The organism is Schaalia cardiffensis F0333 (genome assembly GCF_005886435.1).
GTDB classification, from domain to species: domain Bacteria; phylum Actinomycetota; class Actinomycetes; order Actinomycetales; family Actinomycetaceae; genus Pauljensenia; species Pauljensenia cardiffensis.
Genome location: NZ_CP040505.1, coordinates 1,416,304 through 1,431,055, shown reverse-complemented (window position 1 = coordinate 1,431,055; position 14,752 = coordinate 1,416,304). Strand labels below are relative to the sequence as shown.

The following is a 14,752-nucleotide window of genomic DNA, read 5'->3' as shown; positions in this document are numbered from 1 at the left end:
CCTCAGGGAATCCCCTGGTCCGAGCGGCGTCACGCTTGTTCGGAGTCATTGAGTAGACTCGAGCCCATGTCACGCATCAGTACTGACGAGGTCGCCCGCGTCGCGGGCCTGGCCCACATCGCATTGACTCCCGAGGAGATCGAACGCATCGCCGGTGAACTGGACGTCATCGCGGCTTCCGTCGCGAAGGTGTCCGAGGTCGCCACCGCGGACATTCCGGCAACCTCGCACGCGATCCCTTTGACCAACGTTATGCGCGAGGACGTCGTGAGCCCGACCCTCGACCGCGAGGAGGTCCTCTCCCAGGCCCCGGCCTCTGAAGAGGGAATGTTCCTCGTTCCGCAGATCCTCGGGGAGGAATGATGAACGATCTTCTCAAGAAGTCCGCCCTCGAACTCGCGGACATGCTCGCAGCTGGTGAGATCACCTCGCTTGAACTCACGAGTGCCTGCCTTGATCGCATCGAAGCACTCAACCCCAGGATCAACGCCTTCCTTTACATTGACCGCGAGGGCGCCCTGGCGACTGCGGCCGAGGTGGATGCCAAGCGCGCTGAGGGGCAGGCCCTTCACCGCCTTGCCGGCGTTCCGATCGCCGTGAAGGACAACATCGTGACCCGTGGGATCCCGACGACCTGCGCCTCGAAGATCCTCGGCGATTGGCGTCCCCCCTACGATGCGACCGTGATCGAGCGCATCCACGAAGCGGGCCTTCCCATTGTCGGCAAGACGAACATGGATGAGTTCGCAATGGGTTCGTCCACCGAGCACTCCGCTTTCGGCGCGACTTTGAACCCCTGGGATGTTGAGCGAATCCCCGGAGGTTCGGGTGGCGGCTCGGCAGCTGCGGTGGCCGCATTCATGGTGCCTCTCGCCCTCGGTTCGGACACGGGAGGCTCGATCCGTCAGCCCGGCTCCGTCACCGGCACAGTCGGCGCGAAGCCGACCTACGGCCAGGTGTCCCGCTACGGCCTCATCGCGATGGCCTCCTCTCTGGACCAGATCGGCCCGGTCACCCGAACGGTGTCCGACGCTGCGATCCTCACCGAACTCATCGCAGGCCATGATCCTTTGGACTCGACCAGCCTGGACGAGCCGGTCGCTCCGCTCCTTGATACTGTGACAGCAGTTGAAGCGCTTCGCACCATCAAGGGCCTTCGGGTCGGCGTCGTCAAAGAACTGTCCGGCGAGGGCTACCAAGAGGATGTCCTCGCGGCCTTCAATGCGAGCGTCGAGAAGCTGCGCGAAGCGGGCGCCGAGATCCATGAGGTTTCCTGCCCGAGCTTCGACTATGCGCTCGCGGCCTACTACCTCATCATGCCGGCCGAGGTGTCCTCGAACCTGGCGCGCTTCGATGGGATGCGCTACGGCATTCGTGTTGAGCCGAGTGAGGGGCCGGTTACGGCGGCCTCCGTCATGGCGGCGACCCGTGAGGCGGGTTTTGGTGACGAGGTGAAGCGCCGCATCATCCTCGGCACGCACGTTTTGTCCGCCGGATACTACGACGCCTACTATGGTTCGGCGCAAAAGGTCCGTACCCTCATCCAACGCGACTTCGAGCGCGTCTTCAACGAGGTCGACGTCCTCGTCTCCCCGACGGCCCCGACGACGGCCTTCAAATTCGGCGACAAGGTCGATGACCCGATGGCGATGTACCTCAACGATGTTGCGACAATCCCCGCGAACCTCGCGGGCGTGCCCGCAATGAGCATCCCGGTGGCCGTGTCCAGTGAGAACCTGCCGATCGGCTTCCAGATCATCGCGCCCGCACGCGCAGATCAGACCATGTACGAGGTCGCGGGGCTCGTCGAGTCCCTCAGCGACGAGGTCGCGGCCGTGTGCCCGGCTGCTTCCTGGGAGGAGAAGTGATGAGCGAGCTCATGGATTACGAGCAGGTCGTGAAGAACTACGACCCGGTCCTCGGTATTGAGGTTCACGTCGAGCTCGGCACGAAGACGAAAATGTTTGACGCGGCCCCGAATGCTTTTGGCGGAGACCCGAATACTTTCGTCACCCCCGTGTCGCTGGGCCTGCCCGGCTGCCTCCCGGTCGTGAACAAGCGCGCCGTCGAGTACGCGATTAAGATCGGCCTCGCCCTCAACTGTGAGATCGCCGAGTACTGCCGCTTTGCGCGCAAGAACTACTTCTACCCGGACTTGACGAAGGCCTTCCAGACCTCGCAGTCTGACGAGCCAATCGCCCACGACGGCTATGTCGATGTCGAGCTTGAGGACGGCACCATGTTCCGCGTTGAAATCGAACGCGCGCACATGGAGGAAGACGCCGGTAAGAACACTCACGTCGGCGGCGCCGATGGTCGTATTCACGGTGCCGACTATTCGCTCGTGGACTACAACCGCGCGGGCGTGCCCCTCGTGGAGATCGTGACCCGCCCGATCACGGGAGCGGGTGAGCGCGCTCCTGAGGTTGCCGCCGCCTATGTGCAGACTCTGCGCGACATTTTCCGCGCCCTGGGAGTGTCCGAGGCAAGGATGGAGCGCGGCAATGTTCGCGCCGATATCAACGTTTCTCTTCGAGACACTCCGGACTCTCCTCTGGGCGTGCGTTCGGAGACGAAGAACGTCAACTCTTTCAGAGGAATCGCAAGCGCGGTGCGTTTCGAGATGCAACGCCAAGGAGCGATCCTCGCCGCCGGGGGAACGGTCGTTCAGGAGACCCGTCACTTCCACGAGGAAGACGGATCCACTTCTGCGGGCCGCGAGAAGTCGGACGCCGAAGACTACCGCTACTTCCCCGAACCGGATCTGGTTCCCCTCGTGCCCGCACGCGAATGGGTTGAGGAACTGCGAGCCGCTTTGCCCGAGCTTCCGGTCGCGAAGCGCCGTCGTCTGCGCGAGGAGTGGGGCTACGCCGATAAGGAGATGCGCGACGTCGTGAATGCGGGCGCGCTCGAACTTATCGAGGCGACCGTCAAGGCCGGTACAGAGCCCGGGGCTGCGCGCAAGTGGTGGATGGGCGAGCTTTCCCGCCGCGCCAAGGAGAACGAGTCCGCGCTCGAAGACATGCCGATCACTCCTGCGCAGATCGCAGAACTGCAGGGCTTGATCGACTCCGGTCGCATCAATGACAAGCTCGCGCGCCAGGTGCTCGAGGGTGTCTTGATGGGTGAGGGTTCGCCGACCGAGGTCGTTGAAGCCCGAGGACTGGAGGTCGTTTCTGACGAGGACGCTTTGAGGGTGGCCGTCCAAGAGGCGATCGACGCGAATCCGGCAGTCGTTGAGAAGATCAGAGGAGGCAAGGTCCAGGCTTCTGGCGCTCTGGTGGGTGCGGTCATGAAGGCGACGCGTGGTCAGGCTGATGCTGCGCGTGTGCGTGAGTTGATCATGGAGATGGTGGGCGTTTGAGTCTCGTGGAGTTGAAGCTCTTGTTATTCAAGCCTTTGGGGCTGGAGTTACCGGGGCTGAAAGCTTGCGAGAGCTGAAATCCGATTGAGGCGAAGGCCGTGAGGATCCAAGATCCCCACGGCCTTCGCCGTCTTTGAACCTGTGGAGTTTCGCTGTCACTTGGGAAGGTCCTCGATTCTTCGCTGGCTTGCGGGGCGTGTGGTGCGCCTTCGACGCACCACATTCACGAGTGAGCTGTCTGCCAGCGCGTACAAACACGTCCTTTTCGGCGAGCTCAGGGGCGAAAGGAGACGAGTGCAGTCCACGATGCGCACTTGTCAAGACTTGAAGACTCCTGCCCTTTTAGTATTGAGATTGAACGAATAGCTGCGGCTTTGCCGCTTGCCCTAAGGACGACATGCGAACTTCTCCCTCCTACACAGCTTCCTACCGTGTCGAAATCGACGAATCCCGCGCCTCCATCGCGAAGGTCGTTGACGCCGTCACCGAAGTGGGCGCACAAGTCCGCGGACTCGATGTCGCTGAATCCAACCGCGGCCGTCTCGTCATCGACCTCACCTGTGACTTGGAGAATTCCACTCATCGACGAAGCGTTCGTGCGGCCCTGAAAGGGATCGACGGGGTGTTCGTCTCCTCGACCGCCGATCAGACTTTCTTGTCCCACGTCGGAGGCAAGATCGAGATCCGCTCGAAGGTGCCCTTGCGCAACCGCGATGACCTCTCGCGCGCCTACACCCCGGGTGTCGCCCGAGTGTGCACCGCGATCCACGACATGCCTCAAAAAGCCCATCTTTTGACAATGAAGGCGAACACCGTCGCCGTCGTCTCCGATGGGACCGCCGTCCTCGGCCTCGGAGACATCGGCCCGGAGGCGGCGCTGCCCGTGATGGAGGGTAAAGCGGTTCTCTTCAAGGAGTTCGGCGGAGTCGACGCCTGGCCGGTCGTCCTCGACACGAAGGACACCGAAGAGATCATCTCCATCGTCAAGGCCATCGCCCCCGCCTACGGCGGCATCAATCTCGAAGACATCTCCGCGCCGCGATGCTTCGAAATCGAAGAGCGCTTGCGCGCCGAACTCGACATCCCCGTCTTCCACGATGACCAGCACGGAACGGCGATTGTGGTCCTCTCCGCGCTGATTAATGCACTCAAACTCGTCGACAAGAAGATCGAGGACGTGCGCATTGTCGTGTCGGGCGTGGGCGCCGCAGGCAATGCGATCATCCGTCTGCTGCTCGCCCAGGGGGCGAAAGACATCGTCGGATACGGACGCAGTGGTGCCCTCGCCGCAGATGAGACTGAGGGAATGCACCCGACGCGCAAGGCCCTCGCCGAGGCGACGAACCCGAGGCTCGTCCACGGCTCCCTCAAGGAGGGGGTGCGCGATGCCGATGTGTTCATTGGTGTTTCCCACGGCGATATCCTCGATGCGCAAGACATCGCAACCATGGCTGATAAGGCGATCGTTTTCGCGCTGGCGAACCCGACACCGGAGGTCGATCCCCTTGGTGCAGCCCAGCACGCCGCAGTGGTGGCGACGGGCCGATCTGATTATCCGAATCAGATCAACAACGTCCTGGCCTTCCCGGGCCTTTTCCGTGGGCTCCTCGACGCGAAGGTCAAGGAGATCACGACCGAGGTTCTTCGCGTTGCGGCCGTGGCAATCGCTTCGGTGATCTCTGATGAGGAGCTGTCCCCCTCCTACATCATCCCGGGTGTTTTTGATGAGAGGGTCGCGCCAGCGGTCTCGCGCGCGGTGCGTCAGGCTGTGCGCGATTTGGAGACGATCGACATTCCCATCCAGGAGGACATCGACAACCGGGGTCTCTTTTCAGCTGATGAGCGCTGAACTGGTGGACTGAGGCGGTCGATTCGCTCAGATAGTGGCGTAGCGCTCGCTTGGGGCGGGGTGGGCACCTTGAAGGAGGTGCCCACCCCGCTTCTTCATCTCGGATGGCTCTTGGCGTTGTGGTGATGTTCCTGAGTTGTTGGCTTGGTGGTGTGTTGTTGTGTGTTGTGTTTGGGGTTGTTGTGTGTTGGGGGGTGTTGTGGCTTGTGGGGGTGGGTTTGGTTGTGTGTTGTGTGGGTGGGTGGTGTGGGGTGTGGTGGGTGTTACGTTGTGTGGGTTTGACGTGGGTGGGTGGGGGTGTGTAGGTTTGTGTTTTGTTGCTGCGGCCCTGGTTGTGGGGTTGTGGTGGTTGCCTTGCCTGGTTGTGGTGCTCTGTTGTGGGGTGTTGTGGTTGGGTGTGGGGTGTTGTTTGTGAACTCGATAGTGTGTTTGTTTTTTATGCCTGTTTTTTGTTTTTGAGTTGTTTTTGGTTGGGATTGCCTGCTGTGCTGTTGTGGTGTGGTGGGTTTTTCTGGGCTTGGACGTTTTTGTTTTTGTTCGGAGAGTTTGATCCTGGCTCAGGACGAACGCTGGCGGCGTGCTTAACACATGCAAGTCGAACGATGATGCGGTGCGTGCACCGTTGATTAGTGGCGAACGGGTGAGTAACACGTGAGTAACCTGCCCTCTTCTTTGGGATAACGGTCTGAAAGGGCTGCTAATACTGAATATTCACATGTCTTCGCATGGGGGTGTGTGGAAAGAGATGCTTTTGGGTGTTTTTGGTGGGGGATGGGCTCGCGGCCTATCAGCTTGTTGGTGGGGTAGTGGCCTACCAAGGCTTTGACGGGTAACCGGCCTGAGAGGGTGACCGGTCACATTGGGACTGAGATACGGCCCAGACTCCTACGGGAGGCAGCAGTGGGGAATTTTGCACAATGGACGCAAGTCTGATGCAGCGACGCCGCGTGAGGGATGTAGGCCTTCGGGTTGTGAACCTCTTTCGCTCATGGTCAAGCCGCAGCTTTGGGTTGTGGTGAGGGTAGTGGGTAAAGAAGCGCCGGCTAACTACGTGCCAGCAGCCGCGGTAATACGTAGGGCGCGAGCGTTGTCCGGAATTATTGGGCGTAAAGGGCTTGTAGGCGGTTGGTCGCGTCTGCCGTGAAATCCTCTGGCTTAACTGGGGGCGTGCGGTGGGTACGGGCTGGCTTGAGTGCGGTAGGGGAGACTGGAATTCCTGGTGTAGCGGTGGAATGCGCAGATATCAGGAGGAACACCGGTGGCGAAGGCGGGTCTCTGGGCCGTTACTGACGCTGAGGAGCGAAAGCGTGGGGAGCGAACAGGATTAGATACCCTGGTAGTCCACGCTGTAAACGTTGGGCACTAGGTGTGGGGGCCACCCGTGGTTTCTGCGCCGTAGCTAACGCTTTAAGTGCCCCGCCTGGGGAGTACGGCCGCAAGGCTAAAACTCAAAGGAATTGACGGGGGCCCGCACAAGCGGCGGAGCATGCGGATTAATTCGATGCAACGCGAAGAACCTTACCAAGGCTTGACATGCGCCCTGACGCTGCAGAGATGTGGTGGCATTTGGTTGGGGGTGTACAGGTGGTGCATGGTTGTCGTCAGCTCGTGTCGTGAGATGTTGGGTTAAGTCCCGCAACGAGCGCAACCCTTGCCCTATGTTGCCAGCACGTTGTGGTGGGGACTCGTGGGGGACTGCCGGGGTTAACTCGGAGGAAGGTGGGGATGACGTCAAATCATCATGCCCCTTATGTCTTGGGCTTCACGCATGCTACAATGGCTGGTACAGAGGGTTGCGATGTCGTAAGGCGGAGCGAATCCCTTAAAGCTGGTCTCAGTTCGGATTGGGGTCTGCAACTCGACCCCATGAAGGTGGAGTCGCTAGTAATCGCAGATCAGCAACGCTGCGGTGAATACGTTCTCGGGCCTTGTACACACCGCCCGTCACGTCACGAAAGTTGGTAACACCCGAAGCTCATGGCCTAACCGGTTTGTCTGGGGGGAGTGGTCGAAGGTGGGATTGGCGATTGGGACGAAGTCGTAACAAGGTAGCCGTACCGGAAGGTGCGGCTGGATCACCTCCTTTCTAGGGAGCCTCGTTGTGGGGATGCTCGCTTCATGCTGTCATGTGTTGGTGGTGTGGGTGGGTGTTTCTTGTGCTTGCATGTGTGCTGCCCTGTTGTGGGGTGGTGGGTGTGGGTGCGTTTGGGGTTGGGCATTTGTGATGGACACACTGTCGGGTTCACGTTCAATACCTGTTGGGCGTGATGCCCCCTCTTCCTTTTTCTTTTTGTTGGGGTTGTGGTGGGGGTGTGTGGCTTGCTGTTGGCTCTGCGTGTTGTGTGGGGTTGGTGGTGTGGTGGGTTGTTTGTGATTTGTATAGTGGTTGTGAGCATCTTGTTTGTTTTGTGGTTTTGTTTAGTTTTGTTGGGCATTCGGTGGATGCCTTGGCATCAAGAGCTGATGAAGGACGTTGCGGCCTGCGATATGCCTCGGGGAGTTGGCGAGCGAGTGTTGATCCGAGGGTGTCCGAATGGGGGAACCTAACCAGGGTTGTGCTTGGTTACCATCATCTGAACGTGTATAGGGTGGTGGGGGGAACGCGGGGAAGTGAAACATCTTAGTACCCGTAGGAAAAGATATTCCGTGAGTAGTGGCGAGCGAAAGCGGAGGATGGCTAAACCGTGTGCGTGTGATACTCGGCGGGGGTTGCGTGTGCGGTGTTGTGGGGCTTGTCTGTTTCCTTCCTTCTGCCGGAGGGGGGCATGTGATCGTGTTGGGAGTTGAACATCTTGGGATGGGTGACCGGAGTGCGTGAGAGTCGTGTAGGCGTACCGGTGCGGTTGTGTGTTGGATGGGTGCCCGAGTAGTGCGGGACTCGTGAAATCTCGTGTGAATCTGCCAGGACCACCTGGTAAGCCTGAATACTCCTTGATGACCGATAGTGCATAGTACCGTGAGGGAATGGTGAAAAGTACCCCGGGAGGGGAGTGAAATAGTACCTGAAACCGTGTGCCTGTAAGCCGTCAGAGCCTTGTGGGGTGATGGCGTGCCTTTTGAAGAATGAGCCTGCGAGTCAGTGATACGTGGCGTGCTTAACCCGTGTGGGGTATGCGTAGCGAAAGCGAGTCTGAAATTAGGGCGTTGGTCGCGTGTTCTGGACCCGAAGCGGGGTGATCTACCCATGGTCAGGTTGAAGCAGAGGTAAGACTGTGTGGAGGACCGAACCCACCAGGGTTGAAAACCTGGGGGATGAACTGTGGGTAGGGGTGAAAGGCCAATCAAACTCCGTGATAGCTGGTTCTCCCCGAAATGCATTTAGGTGCAGCGTTGTGTGTTGCCTTGTGGAGGTAGAGCTACTGGATGGCCGATGGGCCCTGTGGGTTACTGACGTCAGCTAAACTCCGAATGCCATAAGGTGTGAGCATGGCAGTGAGACTGCGGGGGATAAGCTTCGTAGTCGAGAGGGAAACAGCCCAGATCATCAGCTAAGGCCCCTAAGTGTGCGCTAAGTGGGAAAGGATGTGAGATCGCGGTGACAACCAGGAGGTTGGCTTAGAAGCAGCCATCCTTGAAAGAGTGCGTAATAGCTCACTGGTCAAGTGGTTTCGCGCCGACAATGTAGCGGGGCTTAAGCGTACCGCCGAAGCTGTGGCACTCACACGTGTAACACCTGGGCAGCGTAGTTGTCGTGTGGTGGTGTGGGTGGGTAGGGGAGCGTCCTGCGTGCGGTGAAGCCTGCTGGTAATGGTGGGTGGAGCGTGTGGGAGTGAGAATGCAGGCATGAGTAACGAATGACGGGTGGGAATCCCGTCCGCCGATTGACTAAGGGTTCCAGGGCTAGGTTTATCCGCCCTGGGTTAGTCGGGTCCTAAGGCGAGGCCGACAGGCGTAGTCGATGGACAACCAGTTGATATTCTGGTACCGCGTAACAACCGCCAATACTGAAGCTTTTATGCTAACCATTTGCTTTCATGTCGTCACAGCTTTCGGGTTGTGGTGGTTGTGGGAGTTGTGGGGCCCTGATTGTTGTAGGTAAGCGTGTTAACAGGGGTGACACAGGAAGGTAGCTGCCGCGCACCGTTGGTTGTGTGTGTCTAAGGTTGTGGCCCGTTTCCTAGGTAAATCCGGGGAACATGAAGGGGTGAGGACTGATGGGGGTGCCCCGTGTGGGGTGTCTGGTGGTGATCCTCAACTGTCAAGAAAAGCCTCGACGCGAGGGTGTTACGCGCCCGTACCCTAAACCGACTCAGGTGGTCAGGTAGAGTATACCGAGGCGTTCGAGTGAATCATGGTTAAGGAACTCGGCAAAATTCCTCCGTAACTTCGGGATAAGGAGGACCCTTGGCGATGCGCCCACCGTTTTTGCGTGGGTGGTGTGGCTGGGGGTCGCAGAGAATAGGGAGAAGCGACTGTTTATCAAAAACACAGGTGCGTGCGAAGCCGTAAGGCGATGTATACGCACTGACGCCTGCCCGGTGCTGGAAGGTTAAGAGGAAGACTCAACCACACTCGTGTGGTGAAGGTTTGAATTTAAGCCCCAGTAAACGGCGGTGGTAACTATAACCATCCTAAGGTAGCGAAATTCCTTGTCGGGTAAGTTCCGACCTGCACGAATGGCGTAACGACTTCTCCGCTGTCTCAACCGTGAACTCGGTGAAATTGCATTACGAGTAAAGATGCTCGTTTCGCGCAGAAGGACGGAAAGACCCCGGGACCTTTACTATAGCTTGGTATTGGTGTTCGCTTGGGCTTGTGTAGGATAGGTGGGAGACTGTGAAGCGTGGGCGCCAGCCTGTGTGGAGTCGAAAGTTGAAATACCATTCTGGTTCAAGCGGTCATCTAACCTCGGCCCGTGATCCGGGTTGGGGACAGTGCCTGGTGGGTAGTTTAACTGGGGCGGTTGCCTCCTAAAGAGTAACGGAGGCGCTCAAAGGTTCCCTCAGCCTGGTTGGTCATCAGGTGGCGAGTGTAAGTGCACAAGGGAGCTTGACTGTGAGACCGACGGGTCGAGCAGGTGCGAAAGCAGGAACTAGTGATCCGGCCATGGCACGTGGGTGCGTGGTCGCTCAACGGATAAAAGGTACCCCGGGGATAACAGGCTGATCTTGCCCAAGAGTCCATATCGACGGCATGGTTTGGCACCTCGATGTCGGCTCGTCGCATCCTGGGGCTGGAGTTGGTCCCAAGGGTTGGGCTGTTCGCCCATTAAAGCGGTACGCGAGCTGGGTTCAGAACGTCGTGAGACAGTTCGGTCCCTATCCTCTGTGCGCGTAGGAAACTTGTGGAGGCCCGTCCCTAGTACGAGAGGACCGGGATGGACGAACCTCTGGTGTGCCAGTTGTACCGCCAGGTGCATGGCTGGTTAGCTACGTTCGGGAAGGATAACCGCTGAAAGCATCTAAGCGGGAAGCCTGCTCCAAGATGAGGTTTCCAACACCCCACCTTGTGGGGTGTGAAGGCCCCCAGCAGACTACTGGGTAGATAGGCCAGAGGTGGAAGCACAGTAATGTGCTCGTAAGCCGACTGGTACTAATCGGCCAACACTAAACACAAACCCCCCCCACACACAAACAAGGAGGGGGAAACACGACACGCTTGTGCTCACAACCACTATACGAATCACATCCAACCCACAAACCCCCCAAAACACGCGCGCAAACCACGCGCCTGTGGGGGGAGGGGAGTGGATACACCAAACTTGCGGTGGTCATAGTATTGGGGAAACGCCCGGCAACATTCCGAACCCGGAAGCTAAGCCCAACAACGCCGATGGTACTGCACCCGACAGGGTGTGGGAGAGTAGGAAACCGCCGCAACCACACCACAAAAAGGGGTGGGGGGTAGAACAAAGGATAGGGAACACGTTCGTGTTCCTTGGTTCCCTTTGCTCCACCCCCACCCCCCTTTCACACACACCAATGTCTGCAAGTGGTGCACCAGACACGCCAAGCAAGTCTTTCGTCGCCCAGTTCCTGACCTTCAAGGTGAAACACTAGGCCTCATGACCGAAGCGCACACGTCACCAGAGTCCACCTCAGCTCCTGCCTTAGCCGATGCAGATTCGCACTCGTCTCAACTGTTTCACGCTACCGTCGACCCCCATGAGGCCCTTCGGGAAGCTCATGACCGTCTTGCCCATCAATCACAAGTCGTACTCAGACTCGGGCAGATGCTCCTCTCCTCGGGCGCAAGTGCGTATCGTGTCAAAGCATCAATGGCGACTCTCGCCCATGCGGTAGGAATCTCAGAACACCGTGCGCAGGTCACCTATACAGAGATCATTGCAACCTCATATGCGAACGGGACCTTCCGCACGGGGCTCGCCGAGCAAAGGACCATGGGGGTCAACGCAGATCGTATCGATCGTTTGAACAATCTCGTCGCCTCACTCAAGGGCAGGACCGTCCTCGCTGAGGATGTCGCACGCTCCCTCGACGAGATCGAAAAGACAAAGCCTCTCTACGACTGGTTCTTAAACGCTGCAGCCTCCGGTCTCGCTTGCGCCGCCTTCTCCTTCTTGAACTCCGGGGGATGGGTGGAGTGTTCGGCGGTTGCCGTCGCGGCCTTTTTCGGCCAGGCGATGCGCCGACAGATGCTGCATCGGCGGATGAACCACTTCGGAGTCTGGATGGCCTGCGGAGGCTTAGCAGCCTTCATCTACATCCTCCTCGTCGCCCCGGCTCAACAGTTCCTCGGCCTCGAACCCACACACCAGGCGGGCTTCATTTCCGCGCTCCTCTTCCTCGTTCCCGGTTTCCCGCTGGTCACAGGCATCATCGACCTAGTGCGCCACGACTTCCAGGGTGGAATTGCCCGCTTGACCTATGTCTTCATGCTTTTGGTCTCAGCGGGAGTTGCGACATGGACGGTCTCGACCCTCTTCCACTGGTCCGTGACCCCGGAGTACTCCTATGTGTTGCCGCTATGGCTCTTGTACATCCTCAGAGCTCTGACAAGTTTTGTCGCGGCCTTCGGTTTCGCGATGCTGTTCAACTCGCCCCTGAAGGTCGCCGCGGTAGCTGCCATGATTGGCGCCTTCATCAACACGGCTCGTCTCCTTCTCGTCAATGAAGCTCATATTCAGGTGCCCGCAGCGGTTGGTCTTGCCGCTTTAGCTGCGGGTCTACTCGCAACCTTCGCGGCCTCGAAGACTCGTTTTTCTCGAGTAACCCTGTCGGTACCTGCCGTCGTCATTATGATCCCGGGCGTGCCCCTGTACCGCTCTCTCACCTATCTCAACAACGGCCAGATGATCGAGGCTCTGACAGCTCTGTTCACCGTTATCTTCACAATCGTCGGCATCGGGATTGGGCTCGCAGTCGCCCGCATGCTCACTGATCGCAATTGGCTCCAGGAAGCCCCGATGGCGGGTGTTCCCGCCCTCGAGCCCCTCGAATAGTTTCTCCCTGCTCGAGCCCTGAGCAAGTTGGGAAGGACGAGGACGACCACTGTGCCCCAGAGGGCGAGGACGGGGGTGCTTTGCCTCAGTGGGCATAGGACGAGGCCGAGGGCCCTGTGTATCAGGGCAGGGCGTATCCTCGGGCGCGCCGGTCAACGCCGCGGATATAGTCCCAAGAGTTTCACTGGGCAAAAAAGGGCCTTGAGCGGCAGTTGAGAATTGCTCAGCCCCGGGGGCAAACACGAGCGCAGGTCGAAGCGCCAAGGAGGACCGAAGCACACACCAGCGCGCAAAGGAGCACAGGAAACCCCAGAAAAGCGCGTAAGAAGAGAGGCAAGAGGACAACTACGAGGGAGGCGCTCAGTGCTGAAGCCACAGCACTGAGCGCCTCCCCGCATAAGAGCACGAAGGGTGCGCGCCTCACATACCGCCCAGAATCTGGGCGACAAGGATCTTGCCGACCATCGCAATCGGGTAGATGAGCGCATAACCGAGAGCGACTCGCGGATCGGAGTTCGTACGACCATTCGCGAAGGCGAGAACCGCAGGCTGAGTCTGAGCGCCGCCCAGAAGACCCGAAAGCTGCGTGCCACCCATCTTGAAGATCCAACGCATCGTCACGTAAATGCCGACCGCCATGATCGTCGTCATGATGAAGCCGAGCACCGCAATCTTGATCCACGCGCCAGAGGTGAAGGCATGGGCAATCTGCCCGCCCGCATTCGCGCCGGCCTGCGCGAGGAAGACCAGAAGCCCGAGCTCAGAGAGCACCTGGCTCGCAGTGAAAGGAAGAGCCGTCACAATCGGTCCAATGCGGCCCAGTCGACCGAAAATCAGACCGACGATCAGGGTGCCCGCAGCAGAGCCGATCGAGAAGTACTCGCCCGAGGGAGTGAGGATCGGCAGCTCACCAATCGCGATGCCAAGAGCCATGCCCAAGCCAAGTGCAATGGGGTTGAGATCGGAAAGCCCACGAGCGGAGTCACCGAAGAACTTCGTAATCGCTTCCATCTTCGAAGTCGGAGCGACAACGCGGACTCGGTCGCCCTGCTGGAGGACCAAGCCGGGCTCGGCGACCATATCGACGTCACCACGGCGCACACGCGAAATAGTGCCCGAGAACTGAGTGGCGAAATCCAGGTCGGCAATGGTCCGACCGGCGACCTTCGGATCCGAGACGGTGACGCGACGGAAATCGAGGTAGCTACGGTCCTGCATGAGCGAGTGCGAGGAGGCGTGGCCGAGTTCTGTGGCGGCGCGTGCAACGAGTTCACGAGGCCCGACAACGGTCACGAGGTCGCCCTGATCGAGGGTGTCCGACATGGAGGGGCGGGTGATCGGGCCGGTTTCTCCACGGCGCAAACGAGAGAAAGTGACCTTCGAACCGAGCTTTTGGTAGATATCGCCGACGAAAGGATGATCGTCGCGCTCAACACGGATCGTCCGGTTCGCAAGAGGCGATGGCTGGTCGCGGTCGTTCTTGCCGTAAGCGAGGGCCGCCATTGAGGCGATGAGCATGCCGATAACGCCGAAGAGGTAGGCGATGGAATAACCGACGGTCGCAGTGGCGAGATCACCGGACGCTTCACCCGCGGCATTGAGAGCAGGAGTGTTCGTGACGGCACCGGCGAAGGTACCGGAGATTAAGGCGATATCCATGCCCATCGCTTTGCCGACGAAGAGGCCGGTGGTCGCGGTGAGAACGTACAAGAGGACCACCGCGAGGATCGGGCCGGTTGCGGTCTTCAGGTTATGGAAGAAGGAGGCGCCGGAGTTGATGCCGATCGCGAAGGTGAAGAGGGTCAGGCCCAGGGTGCCGAGCTGCTTCGTCACGACGAGCTCAATGCCGTAGGCCTGAGCCCAGGCAGCGAGTGCGATCGCGAGGAAGAGAACTGCGGCAGCTCCGAGGCCGATTCCCTTGACCTTGACATGACCGAAGGCCATGCCGACGCCGATAAGGAGGAAGAGAAAGAGGACTGGCTGATCGGCCAGAAGCGAGAACACTGTTTCCACAGTCTTGAACTCCGATGTCGTGTGTCGTTGAGGACTCGGGTGCATTATCTCGCGGATCACGATTCTTCCCGTCGGTCCATCGTCCCAAGAGTGAGAAGGAATAAGGTTCCGAAGTGTGAGACGT

At 59.2% G+C, this 14,752-nt stretch carries 6 protein-coding genes and 3 rRNA genes; 8 read left to right on the top strand and 1 reads right to left on the bottom strand.

Annotated features, from left to right (window positions below):
• Positions 1-66: 66 nt before the first annotated feature.
• The 8 genes from gatC to FFA61_RS05945 all read left to right on the top strand — a co-directional run bounded on the left by gatC (position 67) and on the right by FFA61_RS05945 (position 12,615).
• A complete protein-coding gene (gatC, locus tag FFA61_RS05980) occupies positions 67-363 on the top strand; it encodes an Asp-tRNA(Asn)/Glu-tRNA(Gln) amidotransferase subunit GatC (protein WP_005964609.1) in 297 nt (98 codons plus the stop codon).
• Positions 363-1,868: an Asp-tRNA(Asn)/Glu-tRNA(Gln) amidotransferase subunit GatA gene (gatA, locus tag FFA61_RS05975; RefSeq protein ID WP_040314191.1), complete on the top strand. Its 1,506-nt coding sequence runs from the start codon at positions 363-365 to the stop codon at positions 1,866-1,868. The genes gatC and gatA overlap by 1 nt, the downstream gene beginning before the upstream one ends.
• Complete coding sequence (gatB, locus tag FFA61_RS05970; RefSeq protein ID WP_005964603.1) at positions 1,868-3,364, top strand: Asp-tRNA(Asn)/Glu-tRNA(Gln) amidotransferase subunit GatB; 1,497 nt, start codon at positions 1,868-1,870, stop codon at positions 3,362-3,364. Before gatA ends, gatB begins: the two co-directional genes overlap by 1 nt.
• 397 nt (positions 3,365-3,761) lie before the next feature.
• Complete coding sequence (locus tag FFA61_RS05965; RefSeq protein WP_005964600.1) at positions 3,762-5,213, top strand: NAD-dependent malic enzyme; 1,452 nt, start codon at positions 3,762-3,764, stop codon at positions 5,211-5,213.
• 534 nt (positions 5,214-5,747) lie between these two features.
• A 16S ribosomal RNA gene (locus tag FFA61_RS05960) occupies positions 5,748-7,299 on the top strand.
• Between the two features lie 329 nt (positions 7,300-7,628).
• Positions 7,629-10,768 (top strand): 23S ribosomal RNA (locus tag FFA61_RS05955).
• A 147-nt stretch (positions 10,769-10,915) separates the two neighbouring features.
• A 5S ribosomal RNA gene (gene rrf, locus FFA61_RS05950) occupies positions 10,916-11,032 on the top strand.
• The 16S, 23S and 5S rRNA genes sit together here, the layout of an rRNA operon.
• A gap of 353 nt (positions 11,033-11,385) precedes the next feature.
• Positions 11,386-12,615, top strand: coding sequence for a threonine/serine exporter family protein (locus tag FFA61_RS05945; protein WP_051057873.1), 1,230 nt, complete (start codon positions 11,386-11,388; stop codon positions 12,613-12,615).
• Between the two features lie 420 nt (positions 12,616-13,035).
• Here the strand turns inward: FFA61_RS05945 and FFA61_RS05940 are convergent, their stop codons facing one another.
• Entirely contained in the window at positions 13,036-14,673 is a 1,638-nt protein-coding gene (locus FFA61_RS05940; RefSeq protein ID WP_005964587.1) for an aspartate:alanine exchanger family transporter, read from the bottom strand.
• Between the last annotated feature and the right edge of the window lie 79 nt (positions 14,674-14,752).